This window comes from Streptomyces sp. NPDC127108, assembly GCF_042677545.1.
Classification (GTDB): Bacteria; Actinomycetota; Actinomycetes; order Streptomycetales; family Streptomycetaceae; genus Streptomyces.
In genome coordinates this window covers 100927-116377 of the sequence record NZ_JBHXTE010000018.1, presented here as the reverse complement: position 1 = coordinate 116377, position 15451 = coordinate 100927, and the positions used below count along the sequence as shown (strand labels likewise).

The following is a 15451-nucleotide window of genomic DNA, read 5'->3' as shown; positions in this document are numbered from 1 at the left end:
GTCAGCCGTCGCGCAAGCGGTCCCGCAGCTCCCTCTTGAGGATCTTCCCGCTGGCGTTGCGCGGCAGCGCGTCCACGAACACCACGCGCTTGGGTGCCTTGAAGTGCGCGAGCCGTTCGCGGGCGTGGGCGATCAGGTCGGCCTCGGTGACCTCGCCGCCGCGTACGACGACGGCGGTGACGGCCTCGATCCAGCGGTCGTCGGGGAGGCCGACGACGGCGGTCTCCGCGACGGCCGGATGGGTGTAGAGCACGTCCTCGACCTGGCGTGAGGCGACGAGGACTCCGCCGGAGTTGATGACGTCCTTCACCCGGTCGACGACGGTGAAGTAGCCCTCCGCGTCGCGCACCGCGAGGTCCCCGGAGTGGAACCAGCCGTCCCGGAACGCCTCGGCGGTCTCTTCCGGCTTGTCCCAGTAGCCCTCGCACAACTGCGGTGAGCGGTAGACCACTTCGCCCCGGGTGCCGTCCGGCACCTCCTTGCCCGCCTCGTCGACGACCCGCGCCTCGACGAACAGGACGGGCCGCCCGCAGGAGTCCATGCGGCCCTCGTGCTCGTCCGGGCCGAGGACGGTGGCGAGCGGGCCGATCTCGCTCTGGCCGAAGCAGTTGTAGAAGGCGAGTCCCGGCAGGCGGGCGCGCAGCCGCTCCAGGACCGGCACCGGCATGACCGACGCCCCGTAGTAGGCCTTGCGCAGGGCGCTCAGGTCGCGGGTGGCGAACTCGGCGTGCTGCGACAGGGCGATCCACACGGTGGGCGGCGCGAACAGGCTGTCGGCGCGGCCCGCGGCCACCAGGTCGAAGATCCGTACGGCGTCGGGCGCGTCGAGGACGGTGTTCTCGGCGCCGACGGCCAGGTACGGCAGCAGGAACACGTGCATCTGGGCCGAGTGGTAGAGCGGCAGGGAGTGCAGCGGCCGGTCGGACTCCGAGAAGTCCAGGGCGTGCACGGCGCTCATGTACTCGTGGACGAGGGCGCGGTGGGTGAGCATCGCGCCTTTTGGGGCGGCCGTTGTGCCCGAGGTGTACAGGAGTTGCGCGAGGTCCTCGGCGTCCGGTGCGGGGCCGTCGTAGGGGGCCGTGGTCGCGAGCCGCGCGAGGAGCGCGTCGTCGGCGTCCCTGAGCGGCAGGACGGCCACGCCCTCGGGGAGGCGGTCGGCGAGGCCGGGGTCCGCGAGGACGAGGGTGCTGCCGGACTGCCGGACGATGTACGCGAGGTCGTCGCCGGTGAGGTTCTGGTTGACCGGGACGTGGACGAGGCCCGCGCGGGCGCAGGCCAGGAAGCCGATGAGGTAGGCGTCCGAGTTGTGGGCGTAGGCGCCGACGCGGTCGCCCCGGTCGAGGCCGGTCGCGCGCAGGACTCCGGCCGCGCGCGAGACGGCGTCGTCGAGTTCGGCGTACGTCCAGGAGCGGTCGCCGTAGCGCAGTGCGGTGCGGGCCGGTGTCCGGCGCGCGCTGCGCCTGAGGACGCCGTCGACCGTGCTGCCGCGCGCCGCCGCGGTGGCCGTGCCGTCGCCTGCTGTCGCCCTGCCGCGTTCACCCGTCATGGGCGTGATCCTGCGGGCGGTCCGGTACGGCGGTCAAGGCCCCCGCGCCGCGCGCGTCGGCCCCCCGTCGGACGCCGTCACCCCACACCCCCAGGCGTCATCGCCCCACGTCAGGCGCTCCGGACAAGATACATACCGCTTGGTACGCTCCAAAGGCCACTGCTCTCACACCAGTTGGGAGGCTCTATGCGCATCCGCGTCAGACCCGTCGTGGCGTTGTCCGCCGCGCTCCTCACCGCCTCGGCCCTGCTGTCGCCCATGGCGTCCGCGCGCAACGACGACCGCTCCCCCGACGACCGTCCGTCCGGCGGCGGCCTGTCGGCCACGATCCGCTACACCGAGTACGGCATCCCGCACATCCGCGCCGACGACTACGCGGACCTCGGCTTCGGTACCGGCTGGGCGCAGGCCGCGGACCAGGTGTGCACGCTCGCCGAGGGGTTCGTCACCGCGCGCGGCGAGCGTTCCCGGTACTTCGGCGCCGACGGCGACCCCGGCGGCCAGCTGTCGTCGGCCACCACGAACCTCGCGAGCGACCAGTACTTCCGGGGCGTACGCGAAGCGGGCACCGTGGAACGGCTGTACCGGCAGTCCGCCCCGCTCGGCATGAGCCGCGCGAGCAAGGAGCTGTCGCGCGGGTTCGCCGCGGGCTACAACGCCTGGCTGAGGCAGAACCGCATCACGGACCCGGCCTGTGCGAAGGCCGACTGGGTGCGCCCGGTGACCACCCTCGACCAGGCGCGGCTCACCTACGCGGTGGCGGTGCTCGGCGGCGAGGGCCGCGGCGTCGACGGCATCGTCGCGGCCGGGCCGCCGGGCGCGGACGCCACCCGCAGGGCGCCGGACCCGCGCCGTGCCGCCGAGGCGGCGCGCGAGCTCGTCTCCCCAGGACCCGGCAACGCCGACATGGGCTCCAACGCCGTCGCCTTCCACGGCTCCACCACGGCGAACGGCCGCGGCCTGCTCATCGGCAATCCGCACTACCCCTGGCACGGCAGCCGGCGCTTCTGGCAGTCGCAGCTGACCATCCCCGGCGAGCTGAACGCGTCGGGCGGCTCGCTCATCGGCACACCGGTCATCAACGTCGGCTTCAACGGCCAGGTGGCGTGGAGCCACACCGTCGCGACGGGCGTCCCCTTCAACGTGCACGAGCTGACCCTGGACCCCGCCGACCCGACCGCGTACCTCGTGGACGGCAAGCGCGAGCGGATGACGAAGCGGACCGTGACCGTCCCGGTGAAGGACGGCGCCCCGGTGACCCGCACGCAGTACTGGACGCGCTTCGGCCCGGTCGTGACGTCGCTCGGCGGCCAGCTGCCGCTGCCGTGGACGAAGACGACTGCGTACGCCCTCAACGACCCCAACTCCCGCAATCTGCGCATCGGGGAGGCCGACCTCCGCTTCGGTCAGGCCCGTTCGGCCAAGGGCGTGCTGCGCGCGCTCAACGCCACCCAGGGGCTGCCGTGGGTCAACACCGTCGCCGCCGACCGGCACGGCAACACCCTGTACACGCAGTCGCAGGTCCTGCCCCGGCTCACCGACGACCTCGTCGGGCGCTGCTCCACCGCCCTCGGCAAGGCCACCTACCCGGCGGCGGGCGTCGCCGTCCTCGACGGGTCCCGCGGCGCGTGCGCGCTCGGCAGGGACAAGGACGCGATCCAGCCGGGCACCTTCGGCCCGTCGCGGATGCCGACGCTGGTGAACGCCCCGTACGCCGAGAACTCCAACGACAGCCCCTGGCTGAGCAACGCCGACCGGCCGCTGACCGGGTACGAGCGGGTCTTCGGCACCATCGGGACGCAGCGCTCGATGCGCACCCGCGGCGCGATCGAGGACGTCGCGGCGATGGCCGAGCGCGGCGGTCTGACCGTCAAGGACCTGCAGCGCCAGCAGTTCGCGAACCGCGCACCCGCCGGTGACCTCGCCGCCGCCGACGTGGCGCGCGCCTGCGCCGCGCTGCCGCCCGGCGCCGCGCGGACCACCGACGGCAAGGCCGTCGACGTCAGCGAGGCCTGCCGCGTGATCAAGTCCTGGGACCGCACCATGGACACGTCGAGCAGGGGCGCGTTGCTCTTCGACCGGTTCTGGCGCGCCCTGACGGCGAAGGTGCCCGGCGCGCGGCTGTGGAAGGTGCCGTTCTCCGCCGCCGATCCGGTGCGCACCCCGAACACCCTCGACACCGGCGTGCCCGGCTTCGCGACGGCGCTCGCCGACACGGTGGCCGAGCTGACGGCGGCGGGGATTCCGCTCGACTCCCGGCTCGGCGACCACCAGTTCGTCGTACGAGGAGGAAAGCGGCTGCCGATCCACGGCGGCACCGAGTCCCTCGGCGTCTGGAACAAGATCGAGCCGCGGTGGGACGCGCGGGGCGGCGGCTACACGGAGGTGGCGCACGGCTCCAGCCACATCCAGGCCGTCGGCTGGGACGCGTCGTCGTGCCCGAAGGCCCGCACCCTGCTGTCCTACTCCCAGTCGCCGAACCCCAACTCGCCGCACTACAGGGACCAGACGCGGCTGTACTCCGAGGAGCGCTGGGTGACGTCGCGCTTCTGCGAGAAGGACATCCGCAGCGCGCCCGGCTTGAAGGTGGTGAAGGTCCGCCAGCGCTGACGCCCATCGGCGGGGCGGGGGCGCGGCGGTCTCAGACCGCCCGCTCCCGTCCTTCCCAGTAGGGCTCCCGCAGTCGGCGCTTGTACAGCTTGCCGTTGGGGTCGCGGGGCATGGACGCGACGAAGTCGACGCTCTTGGGCCGCTTGTAGCCCGCGAGCCGGTGCTCGCAATGGCGCAGGATGTCGGCGGCGAGCGCCTCGTCAGCCGGGTGCCCCTCGGCGGCCTCGACGACGGCCTTGACCTCCTCGCCCCAGTCGTCGTGGGGGATCCCGAACGCGGCGGCGTCGGCGACGGCGGGGTGGGCGAGCAGCGCGGACTCGATCTCCGCCGGGTAGATGTTGACGCCGCCCGAGATGATCATGTCGATCTTGCGGTCACGCAGGAAGAGATAGCCGTCCTCGTCGAGGTAGCCGAGGTCGCCGACGGTGAAGAAGTCACCGATGCGGTTCTTGCGCGTCTTCGACTCGTCCTTGTGGTACGAGAAGCCGCCGGTGCTCATCTTCATGTAGACGGTGCCCAGCTCCCCGGGCGGCAGCCTGTTCCCGTCGTCGTCGAAGACCGCCAACTCACTGATGGGCCAGGCCTTTCCGACGGTTCCCGGTTTCTTCAGCCAGTCCGCCGCGGTGGCGAAGGCCCCGCCGCCCTCGCTGGCCGCGTAGTACTCCTCCACGCACTCGCCCCACCACTCGATCATCGCCCGCTTCACGTGGTCGGGGCAGGGCGCCGCCCCGTGGATGGCGTGCCGCATCGACGACACGTCGTACGCCGCCCGGATCCCCTCGGGCAGGGCGAGCAGGCGGTGGAACTGGGTGGGGACCATGTGGGTGTGCGTGCAGGCGTGCTCGTCGACGAGGCGCAGCATCTCCTCGGGCGTCCACTTGTCCATGAGGACGAGGGGGTGGCCGATGTGCAGGGCCGCGCCCGCGAACTGGAGCACGGCCGTGTGGTAGAGCGGCGAGCACACCAGATGGACGTTGCCGTCGAAGGGCTTGATGCCGAAGATGCCGAGGAAGCCGCCCAGATAGGACTCCTCGGGCGGCTTGCCCTGAAGGGGGCGGCGAATGCCGCGGGGCCGTCCGGTGGTGCCGGACGTGTAGTTCATGACCCAGCCGAGGGTGCGGCCTGCGGGCACCGACTCCGGCTGTCCGTCGACGAGTTGGGCGTAGGGGCGGAATCCCGGTATGTCGCCGACGGCGTAGCGGCGCGTCGCGGGGAGCTTCGCCTCGTCGGCCGCCGAGGTCGCGGCCTCTTTGAACCGCTCGTGCGCGATCAGGACCTTCGCGCCCGAGTCGGCGACGATCCAGGCGATCTCCGGGCCCACCAGATGGTGGTTGACCGGGACGAGATAGAACCCCGCCTGGCTGGCGGCGAGGTAAGCGGTCAGGAACTCCACGCCGTTGGGCAGCACGACGGCGAACGCGTCGCCGCGCTCCAGGCCCGCCGCGCGCAAGCCGTGCACGAGCCGGTTGACCTCGGCGTGCAGTCGGCCCGCCGTCCACTCCTCGCCGCCGGGGTCGACGAGGACGGTACGGCCGGGGTCGGCACCGGCCTGGGCCCAGAATCCGTTGGGCGGGGTGCTCATCGGGTCTCCTCGGGGGTTGGCGCGGGGGTGGCGGGAGGTGGCGGGGTGGGCGCCGGGGGTTGCGCCCGGGGCCCCGGTCGCTCGGGGGGCTCGGCGTGCCCCGGCCCCTCAGGACCGCCCCGCGATGCGGTTCAACCGGTCGATCGCCCGCTCGAACCCGCGGGTCAGGTCGTCGAACACGGCCTGGACGCTGCGCTCGCTGTTCATCCGGCCCACGATCTGCCCGACGGGCGTGCCGAGCAGCGGCTCCACCTCGTACTTCTGGATGCGCGAGACGGCCTCGGCGACGAGCAGCCCCTGCAGTGGCATCGGCAGCGTCCCGGGCCCCGCGGGGTCGTCCCACGCGTCGGTCCACTCCGTGCGCAACTGGCGTGCGGGCTTGCCCGTGAGGGCACGGGAGCGGACGGTGTCCCCGGACCCGGCGGCGAGCAGTTTGCGGGTGAGCGCGGCGGAGTGGAGGTCGGCCTCCGTCGTCGTGAGCCACACCGAGCCGAGCCAGACGCCCTGGGCGCCGAGGGCGAGTGCCGCCGCGACCTGCTCGCCGCTTCCGATGCCGCCCGCCGCGAGCACCGGCAGCGGCGCGACCGCCTCGACGGCCTCGGGCGTGAGCACCATGGAGGCGATCTCGCCGGTGTGGCCGCCCGCCTCGTAGCCCTGCGCCACGACGATGTCGATGCCGGCGTCCGCGTGCTTGCGGGCGTGCCGGGCGCTGCCCGCGAGGGCGGCGACGAGCACGCCCTGGTCGTGGGCGCGGGTGACGACGTCGGCGGGCGGGGAGCCGAGGGCGTTGGCGAGCAGTTTGATGGGGTAGTCGAAGGCGACGTCGAGCTGGCCGCGCGCCACCTGTTCCATCCAGCCGGTGATGCGCCAGCCGGACGCCTCGCCCGCGGCGAGCGCGGGCACGCCGTGCTTGGCGAGGGTCTCCTCGACGAACTGCCGGTGCCCCGCCGGGATCATCGCCTCCACGTCGGCCTCGGTCAGCGACTGCCCTCCGGGTGCCTCGGCCCGTTTCGCGGGCATGACGACGTCGAGCCCGTAGGGCAGGCCGTCCACGTGCTCCTGCATCCAGTCGAGGTCGCGCGCGAGGTCGTCGGGCGCGGTGTAGCGGACCGCGCCGAGCACCCCGAACCCGCCCGCCCGGCTGATGGCGGCCGCGACGGCGGGGAACGGCGTGAAGCCGAAGACGGCGTACCGGACTCCGAGTTGCTTGCTCAGCTCCGTCTGCATGGGCGCAGGATGCCGTAGCGGCGCGGACGAGGGAAGAGATTTTCTGATGCTGCGTCAGGTTCTTTGCGGCATGCCGTTCCGGCGCAGCAGCCCCAGCTGGGCGACCACCGTGGACACCCCCGCCACGAAAGCGTCAGCCGTCTCCCGCCTCGTACCCCCCGCCATCAGACCGAGCGCGGCTGCGACCGCGCGGCACTGTGGCGACCGGTCGACCTTCCACATGTCGACCAGCCCGGACACCAACATCTAACCGACCGGTCAGCACCCTGACCGATCGGTTAGAGTCCTCGCACGCGAACGAGAAACGAGAAACGAGAGAGGGCGTGGACCATGGAGCGCACGACCTGTTGCGTGGTGGGCGGCGGGCCCGCCGGGATGATGCTCGGCCTCTTGCTCGCCCGGGCCGGTGTCGACGTGACCGTCCTGGAGAAGCACGGGGACTTCCTGCGCGACTTCCGCGGCGACACGGTGCACCCGTCGACGCTGCGGCTCCTGGACGAACTGGGCCTGGGCGTACAGTTCGACCGGCTGCCCGCGCAGCGGCTCACCCAGATGCGGATGCACATCGAGGGCACCACGTTCGTGGCGGCCGACCTGCGCCGCGTACCGGGTCGCCGCAAGTACATCGCGATGGTCCCGCAGTGGGACTTCCTGGACCTGCTCGCGTCGGCGGCGGCCGAGGAGCCGACGTTCGGGCTGCGGATGCGGACGGCGGTGACGGGCCTGCGCACCGACGCGACGGCGCGGGTCACCGGCGTCACGTACACCGACGAACACGGCAGGCCCGGCGAGTTGGCGGCCGATCTGACCGTGGCCTGCGACGGCCGGGACTCCGTGGTGCGGGCCGCCGCGGGGCTCGTGCCCGATTCCTTCGAGGTGCCGATGGACGTGTGGCAGGTCAAGGTGCCGGCGCCGCGCGACCGCCGCAAGCGCGGCCAGGTGTTCCTGACCGTCCGCGACGGCCAGGTCGCCGCCACGATGGACCGCGGCGACTACTACCAGACGGCCTACCTCATCAAGAAGGGCACGGACGCCGAGCTGCGCTCCCACGACATCGCCTGGTTCCGCGACCGCCTGGGCGCCCTGCTCGGCTGGGACCACGAAGCGCTGCTCGCGATCGAGTCCTGGGACGACGTGAAGCTCCTCGACGTCACCATGGGCCGCCTCCCCCGCTGGTACCGCGACGGCCTCCTGTGCATCGGCGACGCCGCCCACACCATGTCCCCCGTCGGCGGCGTCGGCGTCAACCTCGCCGTCCAGGACGCGGTGGCCGCGGCCCGCCACCTGGCCACCCCCCTGCGCCACGGCCGCCCCACACCCACCGACCTGCACCGCGTCCAGCGCCGCCGCGAATTCCCCGCAACCTTGACCCAACGCTCCCAACTCACCGAACACGAAACCCTCCTGCGCCCGGCCCTCCACGGCACCCTCCGCCCCGGCCACCTCCCGACCCCGCTCCGCCTGCTGCGCCGGGTGCCGCTCCTGCGGATGGTGGCGGGGTACGTGGGCGGGGTGGGGGTGCGACCGGAGCATGCGCCGGGGTTCGCGCGGCGGGGTCCGGGCTAGCGCACCAGACAAGGCCGCTTCGCGTCGAACCTCCAGCCGGGGATCAGGTATTGCATCCCCGCGCTGTCGTCGCGGGCGCCCAGGGCCTTCTCCCGGTAGAGGGCGTGGGCCGCGAGCAGGCGGTCCATGTCCAGGTCGACGCCCAGGCCCGGGGCGTCCGGGACGGATATCTCGCCGTTGACGATGCGGGGTGGGGTGACGGTGAGGCGTTCCAGGCCCTCCTGCCAGATCCAGTGGGTGTCCAGGGCGTTGTAGGGGCCGGGGGCCGCGGCGCCGCAGTGGGTGACCATGGCCAGGGAGATGTCGAAGTGGTTGTTGGAGTGGCAGCCCCAGGTCAGGCCGAGGGAGTTGCAGAGCTGGGCGACGCGGACCGAGCCCTGCATGGTCCAGAAGTGCGGGTCGGCCAGGGGGATGGAGACCGACTGGAGGGCGAGGGCGTGGGTCAGTTGGCGCCAGTCGGTGGCGATCATGTTGGTCGCGGTGGGGAGGCCGGTGGCGCGGCGGAACTCGGCGAGGACCTCCCGGCCCGAGTAGCCGTCCTCGGCTCCGCAGGGGTCCTCGGCGTAGGCGAGGGTGCCGACCAGGGGCGCGCACAGGTCGACGGCCTCGCGCAGCGACCAGGCGCCGTTCGGGTCCAGGGTGATCCGTGCCTCGGGGAAGCGGTCCTTGAGGGCGCGTATCGCCTCGACCTCCTCCGCGCCCGGCAGGACTCCGCCCTTGAGTTTGAAGTCCCGGAAGCCGTAGCGGGCGTGGGTCGCCTCGGCCTGGCGGACGATGGCCCCCGGCGTCAGGGCCTCCTCGTGCCGGACGCGGTACCAGTCGACGTCCGAGTCGGGCTCCCGGACGTAGTCCAGGTCGGTGCGGTCCGGGTCGCCGACGTAGAAGAGATAGCCGAGTACGCGTACGGAGTCGCGCTGTCGGCCGTCGCCGAGCAGGGCGGCCACCGGGACGTCGAGGTGCTGTCCGAGCAGGTCGAGCAGGGCCGACTCGACCGCCGTGACGGCGTGCACGGTCGTCCGCAGGTCGAAGGTCTGGGCGCCGCGCCCGCCCGCGTCGCGGTCCGCGAAACGGCTTCCCATCGCGCGCAGCACCCGCTTGTAGTCGCCCAACTCCGCTCCCACGACGAGGGGTTCGGCGTCCCGCAGCGTCTGCGTGATCTTCTCGCCGCCCGGCACCTCTCCCAGGCCCGTACGGCCTTCGGAGTCCTTGAGGACCACGACGTTGCGGGTGAAGTAGGGGCCGTGGGCACCGGAGAGGTTCAGCTCCATGCAGTCGCGGCCCGCGACCGGGTAGACGGCGAAGTGGGTGACGGTCGGCTGGCTGCTCATGCCGGGCGGGTCCTTCCGGAGGCGGTGGGGAGGGCAGGGGGGCGGGGATCAGGAGGCGCGCGGTCAGAGGCTGAGGACGTCCAAGGTCCACTCCAGGGCGAGGACTCCGGCCAGGCCCAGGATCGCGAGCACGGTCGTGTACGTGGTGCGGACCTTGATCGCCTCGATGACCGTGAGGTTGAAGTACTCCTTGAACAGCCAGAAGCCCGGGTCGTTGACGTGGGAGAAGGCGATCGAGCCGCAGGAGACGGCGAGCACCATGATCTCGGGATGGATGCCGCTGCCCGCGAGGAGCGGCAGGACCACCCCGGAGGCGGCGACGACGGCGACCGTCGCGGAGCCGAGGGCCACGCGGAGGATGACCGCGATGAGCCATGCCAGGACGATGGGTGAGATGGACCAGCTGTCGGTGGCGTCCTTGATGTAGTCGGAGATGCCGCCTTCGACGAGGACGTTCTTGAAGGCGCCGCCCGCGCCGATGACGAGGAGGATCATCGCCATCGCCTGGGCCGCCGAGGTGCAGGAGGCGCCGACCTCCGCCATGCTGCGGCCGATCCGGGGCCCGAACGCCCAGGTCGCGAGGGACAGGGTGAGCAGGAGCGCGATCGGCGGCGAGCCGATGAAGGCGACGAAGTGCAGGAACGGGCTCTCGCCGGAGGTGGCCATGTCGGTCACGGCGGCCCCGGCGATCAGCACCACGGGGAACAGCGCCACGAACAGCGACCAGCCGAGCCCCGGCATCTCCTCGTCGGTGAACTCGCCCTCGCCGACCAGGCCCTTGGGGATGGCGGGGTCCATCACCTTGATGAACGGCAGGCGCGGCCACGCGAGCGCGACGAGGGCGCCGATGGGCACGGCGATGAAGAGCCCGTAGAAGAGGGTGTGGCCGACCGAGGCGTGGAAGGTCGCTGCGACGGCGGTGGGTCCCGGGTGCGGCGGCAGGAAGCTGTGCATGGTGGACAGGGCGATGGACATCGGGAGCCCGACCCACAGCAGCTTCGCCCCGGTGACCCGGACCAGCGTGAAGGCGACCGGCACGATGATGACGAACGCGACCTCGTAGAACATGGTCACGCCGATGAGCATGGCCGTGACCACCATGGCCACCTGCACCCAGCGCGGCCCGAAGGCGGCGAGCAGCGTGCCCGCGATGCGCTGGGCGGCACCGGAGTCGCCCATGACCCGGCCCACCATGGCGCCGAGCCCGATGGTGAGCATCGTGTCGCCGATCTGGCCCCCGATGCCCTCGGACAGGACGTCGGGGATGTCGGCGACCGGTATCCCGCGCACGAGGGCGACACCGACCGCCACCAGCAGCAGCGCGGCGAAGCCGTTGAGTTTCAGCCGGGTCATGAGGAGCAGCAGCACAAGGACGCTGATCCCGACCACGAGGAGAGGCATGTCCGTTCCCCTTGGGACGGTTGGGCAGGTGGGACCGGGGCGCTCAACTGCCGTGCGCCCGAGGGGTGTTCACTGGCAGGGCCCGCGGCGTCAGGCCGCGCGCAGGCGCCCGGCGCCGACGAGGTCCAGGCCGTCGTCGAGGATCCGCGCCAGCTCCGCGAGGTCGGCCGGGCCGGGGTCGACGAGCGGGGCGCGCACGGGCCCGACCGGCAGTCCGCGCAGCCGGGCGGCGGCCTTGACGAGCGAGACGGCGTACCCGGGCACCCGGTCGCGCAGCTCGACCAGCGGGACGTAGAAGTTGCGCAGCAACCGGTCGGCCGCCGCGTCGTCGCCGTCCCGCAGGGCCCTGAAGCAGGCGTTCGCGATCTCCGGGGCGAAGGCGTGCACGGCGGAGGAGTAGGCCGGGACGCCGACGGCCGCGTAGGCGCGGGCCTGGATCTCGGCGGTGGCGGCGCCGTTGAAGAAGAGGAAGCCGTCGGGCGCGGCGAGGGTGAGGCGTTGCAGCCGGTCGAGGTCGCTGTGGCCGTCCTTGAGGCCGACGACCGTGGGGATCTCGGCGATCCGGCCAAGGCTCCGCGGGGTGAAGGCGACCTGCCCGCGCTGGTACGCGATGAGCGGCAGCGTCGTGCCCCGGGCGATCCGGCGCAGTTGCTCGACGAGGCCGTCCTGCGGGGCCTCGACGAGATAGTGCGGCAGCACCAACAGGGCGTCGGCGCCCGCTTCCTGGGCGATGCGGGCGAACCGCAGTGCCTGCGCCCAGCCGTAGCCGACGCCCGCGACCACGGGCAGCCGTCCGTCGGCGATCTCGACCGTGGTCTCGACGACGGCCCGGTACTCGTCCTCGTCCAGGGAGAAGAACTCGCCGGTGCCGCAGGCGGGGAACACCGCGCCCGGCCCGGCCGCGCCCGGGGCCGAGGCCAACTGGCCGGCCAGGTAGGCCCGGTAGGACTCCAGGTCGAGGGCGCCGTCGTCCCGCAGGCTCGTGAGCGGGAAGGACAGCACCCCGCGCGCCATGCCGTCCCGCAGCCGCCGGACCGCGCCCTCGGCCTCCATGCCCTCGGTCTCCATGCTGAACCGCATCCTGAATCTCATCCCTGTATGCAGATGGCGTGCATGTATGAGAACGGAGATTATGGGGGTGAACAGGTGGGGTCAATGGGTGCGGTACCGCGGAATTACGATGTGGCCATGTCGAAGACGACCGGGACCCGCGGGGTGAAGTCGGCGGCCCGCACTGTGGAGCTGCTCGAACTGCTCGCCGCCCGCGGCGACCGGCCCGCCCGCCTGGACGAACTGGCCGCGGAACTGGACGTACCGCGCAGCAGCATGTACCAGCTGCTCCAGACCCTCGTGGACTGCGGCTGGGTGCGCTCCGACACGACCGGCTCCCTGTACGGCATCGGGATCCGCGCTCTGCTCACGGGCACCAGCTACCTGGACAGCGACCCGCGCGTGCGCCGGGTCCGCCCCGCGCTCGACCAGGCCTCGGACACGCTCGGCGAGACGATCCACCTGGCCCGGCTCGACGGCCCGAACGTCGTCTACCTCGCGACGCGCGAGTCCCACGAGTACGCGCGGAGCCTCAGCCGCGTCGGCCGCCGGATCCCGGCGCACGCCGGAGCCCTCGGCAAGGCCCTGCTGGCCGAGCGCCCTGACGCCGAACTCCCCCTCCCCGAGGGCCCGTTGGTCGCTTACACGGAGAACACGCACACCGACGGGGGCGCGCTCGTCGCCGATCTCGCCCGGGTGCGCGAGCGCGGCTACTCCATCGACCGCGAGGAGACGGTGACGGGCATCGCGGGCTTCGGCTTCGCCCTGCGCTACGACGTTCCGGCCACCGACGCCATCAGCTGTTCGGTGCCGGTGGCACGGCTCAGCGAGGAGCACGAGGCCCGGATCGTCGCGGTCATGCGGGAGACCCGGGCCAGGATCGAGAGCGCCGTGGCCCCGGCGCCGGGCGCTCCGGACTGGCGCTGAGGCTCACGCCGAACGCCAATCGCCGAACACCGATCGCCCAACGCCGCGCCGCCCGCTCTCACTCCGCCCGGCCCAGCCACTCCAGCGCCGCCGTCGTCAGCGCCGTCACACCGGTCGTGACGGTCGGCTCGGGCACGGGCGCGAAGCGCGGCGAGTGGTTGGACGGGATGTCACGGTCCACGGTGCCCGCGGCCTGGGCCGCGGCGTACGTCGCGGGGTCGCAGCCGCCGAACAGCCAGTAGCAGACCGGGGCCTTGGCCGCCGTGGCCAGGATCCCCACGTCCTCGCTGCCGGTGACGGGCCCGGGGTCGATCACCTGCCCTTCGCCGACGACCGCACCGATCGCGGCCATGGTCCTGGCCACCGCCGCCTCGTCGTTGACCAGCACCGGGAACGCGTCGAGCTGGGTGAACTCGGGCTCGCGCGCGGCGCCCGCCACCCATGCCTCACCGCGCACGATCCGCTCGACGGCGGCCCGCATCCGGGCCCGGACGTCCTCCGTGTAGGAGCGGATGCTCAGCCGCAGCTCGGCCTCGTCCGGGATGATGTTGTCCACCGTGCCCGCGCGCAGCGACCCGACGGTGAGCACGGCCGTCTCCCCCGCCGGGACCTCGCGCGAGACAACGGTCTGCAGCCGCATCACCGTCGCGGCGGCCATCACCACGGGGTCGACGGACGTCTCCGGCCGGGAGCCGTGCGCGCCCTTGCCGTACATGACGACCTTCAGCGAGTCGGTGGCCGCGAACGCGGCTCCCGCGTGACAGGCCACCATGCCCGCGGGCAGCGGCGCGACATGCTGGCCGAGCACCACGTCCGGCGTCCCGAAGCGGTCGAGGATGCCGTCGTCGACCATCGCCTGCGCGCCCTCGCCGATCTCCTCGGCGGGCTGGAACGCGGCGACGACCCGCCCGCGCCAGCTCGCGCGCGCCGCCGCGAGCAGCTTCAGGGTGCCCAGCAGACAGGTGACGTGCATGTCGTGGCCGCAGGCGTGCATCAGCCCCTCGGTGCGCGACGCGTAGGGCAGGCCGGTCAGTTCGACGACGGGCAGGGCGTCGAAGTCGGCGCGCAGCAGGACGGTGGGGCCTTCGCCGTTGTCGAGGACGGCCACGACGCCGGTGCGGCCCACGCCGGGCGTGACGTCGCAGCCGTACGCCGTGGCGCGGCGGACGATCTCGGCGGCGGTGCGGTGCTCCTCGAAGGGCAGCTCCGGGTGGGCGTGCAGGTCCTGGTACAGGGCGACGAGTTCGGGCAGGGCGGCGTCGAGTCCGCCGAGGGCGGGGGATGCAGGGGATGCAGGGGATGCAGGGGGTATGGACTCGGCGGAGGGGTCCTGCGGTTCGGACGGGGGGTTGCTGACGCCCATGCGACGCTCCTTCGGCACGCGGTTGCGGCGTCACCCCGCGGCCCCGGCGGCCGACGGCTCACGCCCCCCAAGTGCTGCCCACGGCCCACGGGGCACACACCTGTACGCCCCGCGCCCACCCCGGCCCAGGTCCCGGCCCCGGTTCAGCGATCGGCGCGGCCGCCGCCCCCGGCCCCGATCGCGTTCAGCGTGAACGTCTCCAGCTCGTCGGCCGCCGCGTCCAGGTCGAGGTCGGGGTGCGCGAGCCAGTGGCCGATGACGCCGTCGATGGCGCCGCCGACGGCGAGGGATACGGTGCGGACGTCGAACGGGCGGAAACTGCCCGCCCGCTGGCCCGCGGCCAGGAGGTCGGCGAGGGTCTGCCAGCGGCCCGCCGTGTCATGGCCGCCGGGGGTCTTGAGGCGGGTGCCGCCGTGGTCGTCCAGGAGCATCTCCGTGATGACCCGGACGTGGCGGCGGTGCGCCTGCTGGTAGCCGATCATCGCGCGCACGTAGGCGATGACGGCGGCGCGCGGGTCCGCCTCGGCCGCGACGCGTTCGCCGACGTACGCGGTGAAGTCCTCCAGGACGTGGTCCAGGGCCGCGCGGGTGAGGTTGTCCTTGGAGGAGAAGTGGTAGAGGACGGCCGCCTTGGACAGGCCCGCCTGTTCCGCGATGGCGGACAGGGACGTCGCGGGATAGCCCTTCGTCGAGATCAGGTCGATCGTGCACTCGATGAGCTGCCGACGGCGCGCCTGTTCGGTGAACGTCGGGGAGTCCGCGCTGCGACCGGCACGTCGGGAAGCCATGGTGAGCACCTCTTGTCTCCGTCACTCACGCGTGGGTCCTCCTCGCGCATCGAACGGTGTCCG

The 15451-nt window shown here is 72.8% G+C and carries 11 protein-coding genes; 3 read left to right on the top strand and 8 right to left on the bottom strand.

What is annotated here, in order from left to right:
• Position 1 precedes the first annotated feature (1 nt).
• Positions 2 to 1546, bottom strand: a complete 1545-nt coding sequence (locus ACFVHO_RS17175) for an acyl-CoA synthetase (RefSeq protein WP_385714573.1) — start codon at positions 1544 to 1546, stop codon at positions 2 to 4.
• Between the two features lie 186 nt (positions 1547 to 1732).
• Between ACFVHO_RS17175 and ACFVHO_RS17170 the strand changes: the two genes are divergently transcribed.
• Positions 1733 to 4156 (top strand): penicillin acylase family protein, encoded by a 2424-nt coding sequence (locus ACFVHO_RS17170; protein ID WP_385714571.1) that lies wholly within the window; start codon positions 1733 to 1735, stop codon positions 4154 to 4156.
• Between the two features lie 31 nt (positions 4157 to 4187).
• Here the strand turns inward: ACFVHO_RS17170 and ACFVHO_RS17165 are convergent, their stop codons facing one another.
• Both ACFVHO_RS17165 and ACFVHO_RS17160 read right to left on the bottom strand, forming a co-directional pair.
• Positions 4188 to 5738: an acyl-CoA synthetase gene (locus ACFVHO_RS17165; protein WP_385714568.1), complete on the bottom strand. Its 1551-nt coding sequence runs from the start codon at positions 5736 to 5738 to the stop codon at positions 4188 to 4190.
• A gap of 108 nt (positions 5739 to 5846) precedes the next feature.
• A complete protein-coding gene (locus ACFVHO_RS17160) occupies positions 5847 to 6965 on the bottom strand; it encodes an NAD(P)H-dependent flavin oxidoreductase (protein WP_385714565.1) in 1119 nt (372 codons plus the stop codon).
• Between the two features lie 330 nt (positions 6966 to 7295).
• Between ACFVHO_RS17160 and ACFVHO_RS17155 the strand changes: the two genes are divergently transcribed.
• Positions 7296 to 8531 carry an FAD-dependent oxidoreductase gene (locus ACFVHO_RS17155; RefSeq protein WP_385714563.1) on the top strand — a complete coding sequence of 412 codons (1236 nt, stop codon included), beginning with the start codon at positions 7296 to 7298 and terminating at the stop codon, positions 8529 to 8531.
• Here ACFVHO_RS17155 and ACFVHO_RS17150 read toward each other — a convergent pair.
• The 3 genes from ACFVHO_RS17150 to ACFVHO_RS17140 all read right to left on the bottom strand — a co-directional run bounded on the left by ACFVHO_RS17150 (position 8528) and on the right by ACFVHO_RS17140 (position 12340).
• Complete coding sequence (locus ACFVHO_RS17150; protein ID WP_385714560.1) at positions 8528 to 9859, bottom strand: enolase C-terminal domain-like protein; 1332 nt, start codon at positions 9857 to 9859, stop codon at positions 8528 to 8530. The two genes, ACFVHO_RS17155 and ACFVHO_RS17150, sit on opposite strands and share 4 nt — an antisense overlap.
• Before the next feature lie 63 nt (positions 9860 to 9922).
• Complete coding sequence (locus tag ACFVHO_RS17145; protein WP_385714557.1) at positions 9923 to 11260, bottom strand: gluconate:H+ symporter; 1338 nt, start codon at positions 11258 to 11260, stop codon at positions 9923 to 9925.
• A 90-nt stretch (positions 11261 to 11350) separates the two neighbouring features.
• Entirely contained in the window at positions 11351 to 12340 is a 990-nt protein-coding gene (locus ACFVHO_RS17140; protein WP_385714555.1) for a 5-dehydro-4-deoxyglucarate dehydratase, read from the bottom strand.
• A gap of 108 nt (positions 12341 to 12448) precedes the next feature.
• On the opposite strand from ACFVHO_RS17140, the gene ACFVHO_RS17135 reads away from it, so the two are divergent.
• Positions 12449 to 13237 carry an IclR family transcriptional regulator gene (locus tag ACFVHO_RS17135; protein WP_385714552.1) on the top strand — a complete coding sequence of 263 codons (789 nt, stop codon included), beginning with the start codon at positions 12449 to 12451 and terminating at the stop codon, positions 13235 to 13237.
• 58 nt (positions 13238 to 13295) lie between these two features.
• Here the strand turns inward: ACFVHO_RS17135 and ACFVHO_RS17130 are convergent, their stop codons facing one another.
• Entirely contained in the window at positions 13296 to 14600 is a 1305-nt protein-coding gene (locus ACFVHO_RS17130; RefSeq protein ID WP_385714550.1) for an amidohydrolase, read from the bottom strand.
• Positions 14601 to 14743: 143 nt separating this feature from the next.
• A complete protein-coding gene (locus ACFVHO_RS17125; RefSeq protein WP_385714548.1) occupies positions 14744 to 15388 on the bottom strand; it encodes a TetR/AcrR family transcriptional regulator in 645 nt (214 codons plus the stop codon).
• Positions 15389 to 15451: the final 63 nt, after the last annotated feature.

What these genes read in the sequence shown, in the direction of transcription:
- ACFVHO_RS17175 (WP_385714573.1), bottom strand. Translation starts at nt 1,546, where the DNA reads ATGACGGGTGAACGCGGCAGGGCGACAGCAGGCGACGGCACGGCCACC.
- ACFVHO_RS17135 (WP_385714552.1), top strand. Translation starts at nt 12,449, where the DNA reads ATGTCGAAGACGACCGGGACCCGCGGGGTGAAGTCGGCGGCCCGCACT.
- ACFVHO_RS17125 (WP_385714548.1), bottom strand. Translation starts at nt 15,388, where the DNA reads ATGGCTTCCCGACGTGCCGGTCGCAGCGCGGACTCCCCGACGTTCACC.
- ACFVHO_RS17145 (WP_385714557.1), bottom strand. Translation starts at nt 11,260, where the DNA reads ATGCCTCTCCTCGTGGTCGGGATCAGCGTCCTTGTGCTGCTGCTCCTC.
- ACFVHO_RS17165 (WP_385714568.1), bottom strand. Translation starts at nt 5,738, where the DNA reads ATGAGCACCCCGCCCAACGGATTCTGGGCCCAGGCCGGTGCCGACCCC.
- ACFVHO_RS17150 (WP_385714560.1), bottom strand. Translation starts at nt 9,859, where the DNA reads ATGAGCAGCCAGCCGACCGTCACCCACTTCGCCGTCTACCCGGTCGCG.
- ACFVHO_RS17160 (WP_385714565.1), bottom strand. Translation starts at nt 6,965, where the DNA reads ATGCAGACGGAGCTGAGCAAGCAACTCGGAGTCCGGTACGCCGTCTTC.
- ACFVHO_RS17130 (WP_385714550.1), bottom strand. Translation starts at nt 14,600, where the DNA reads ATGGGCGTCAGCAACCCCCCGTCCGAACCGCAGGACCCCTCCGCCGAG.
- ACFVHO_RS17170 (WP_385714571.1), top strand. Translation starts at nt 1,733, where the DNA reads ATGCGCATCCGCGTCAGACCCGTCGTGGCGTTGTCCGCCGCGCTCCTC.
- ACFVHO_RS17140 (WP_385714555.1), bottom strand. Translation starts at nt 12,340, where the DNA reads ATGCGGTTCAGCATGGAGACCGAGGGCATGGAGGCCGAGGGCGCGGTC.
- ACFVHO_RS17155 (WP_385714563.1), top strand. Translation starts at nt 7,296, where the DNA reads ATGGAGCGCACGACCTGTTGCGTGGTGGGCGGCGGGCCCGCCGGGATG.